The 1872-nt window shown below is 67.6% G+C and carries 1 protein-coding gene and 1 pseudogene; both read right to left on the reverse strand.

Annotated elements, in window-relative coordinates; genetic code table 11:
• Window positions 1–1293 (reverse strand): NADH-quinone oxidoreductase subunit M (locus WAO18_RS17205; RefSeq protein WP_422207446.1); only part of this gene is annotated, 1293 nt, incomplete at its 3' end.
• A pseudogene (locus tag WAO18_RS17210) lies at window positions 1290–1872 on the reverse strand (NADH-quinone oxidoreductase subunit L); the annotation flags it as partial. The pseudogene WAO18_RS17210 and the gene WAO18_RS17205, both read right to left, overlap by 4 nt.

Here is a 1872-nt window from a genome sequence, read left to right on the forward strand (position 1 = left end):
CTGGTACATCCACAGCACGTAGAGCGCCGCGAAGATCATCCCGATGGTGCCCAGCACCGCGTAGGTGCGGTGCACGGTGAAGGTGCCCAGCAGGGTGAGGAACTCGCCGACGAAGGTGGACAGGCCCGGCAGGGCGAGGGCGGCCAGCCCGGCGAAGAGGAAGATGCCCGACATCCACGGCGTCACCTGTCCGACGCCGCCGTAGTCACCGATGAGTCGGCTCTTGCCCCGGGTGATCAGGATCCCGACGATGATGAAGAGCAGACCGGTCGCCAGCCCGTGGTTGACCATGTAGAGCACCGCGCCTGAGCCGCCCTGCGACGTGAACGCGAAGACGCCCAGCGCGATGAAGCCGAAGTGCGCGATCGAGGTGTAGGCGACCAGCCGTTTCATGTCGCGTTGGCCGACCGCGACGATCGCGCCGTAGAGGATCCCGATGACCGCTAAGACAAGGACCAGGGGCGCGAAGTAGCGCGACGCGTCCGGGAAGAGCGGCAGGCAGTAGCGCAGGAAGCCGAAGATGCCGACCTTGTCCAGGACGCCGACGAGCAGTACGGCGCCACCGATCGGCGCCTCCGAGCCGGCGTCGGGCAGCCAGGTGTGGAAGGGCACCAGCGGCGCCTTGATCGCGAAGGCGAAGAAGAAGCCGAGGAAGAGCAGCTTCTGGTAGCCCGGGTCGACGTTGCCCACCAGCTTGGCGAAGGCGAACGAGTGGCTGGGGCTGGCGAAGTACAGCGTGATCACCGCGGCCAGCATGACCAGGCCGCCGAGCAGGCTGTAGACGAAGAACTTCATCGCGGCGTACTGCCGGCGCGGCCCGCCGAAGCCGCCGATGAGGAAGTACATCGGCACGAGCATCGCTTCGAAGAACACGTAGAAGAGGAAGACGTCGGTGGCCACGAAGACCCCGACCATCATCACCTCGAGCGCCAGCAGCCAGGCGAAGAACGCCTTCGGGCTGCGGTTGCCCGGGGTCTCGTCGTTCCAGGCCGCGATGACGACCACCGGCAGCAGCACCACGATGAGCAGCAGCATCACCAGCGCGATGCCGTCGATGCCGACCGCGAAGCTCACCCCGAAGGGCTTGATCCACGAGTAGGACAGCGTGCCCTGGAACCGCGGGCCGGACGGGTGGTACTGCGCCGCGACGATGATCCCGACGACGAGCGTCGCCAGCGTGAAGGCCAGCGTCAGTTGCTTGATCGCCTTCTCCCGGGCGGAGGGCAGCGCGGCGACGGCGACCGACCCCACCAACGGGACCGCACCAAGCGCTATCAGCCAGAAGCCGCTCACCCGAACCTCACAGCCAACAGTGCTCCCACCAGGATTACCGATCCGCCGAGCATGGACAGTGCATAGGAGCGTACGAAGCCGGTCTGCAGGCGACGAAGCCGCGCCGAACTGCCGCCCATGGTCGCCCCGATCCCACCGACCAGGCCGTCGACCCCGCGGTTGTCGAAGAAGACCAGGGCCCGGGAGAGCCACTCCCCCGGCCGGGCGAAAACCGTCTCGTTGAACGCGTCGCCGTAGAGGTTGCGCCGGGCGGCGACGGTGACCGGCGAGACGTTGGCCGGGGCCGTCGCCGGCACCGCCGTACGGAAGAAGTAGATCGCCAGGCCGGCACCGATCGCCACCACGACAAGGGTGACGATCGTGAGCAGGGTGTGGTCGATCAGGCTCGGGCCCTGCGAGGTGGACTCGCCCAGCACGGGGGCCAGCCAGTGCTCGAGCGTGCCGCCCACCGCCAGCAATCCGCCGGCGAAGACCGACCCGAACGCGAGCACGATCATCGGACCGGTCATCACCGATGGCGACTCGTGCGGGTGCGCGTCGTCGGCCCACCGCCGCTTGCCGAAGAAGGTCATGATCATC

The organism is Mycobacterium sp. (genome assembly GCF_049278535.1).
In the GTDB taxonomy this organism is placed as follows: domain Bacteria; phylum Actinomycetota; class Actinomycetes; order Mycobacteriales; family Mycobacteriaceae; genus Mycobacterium.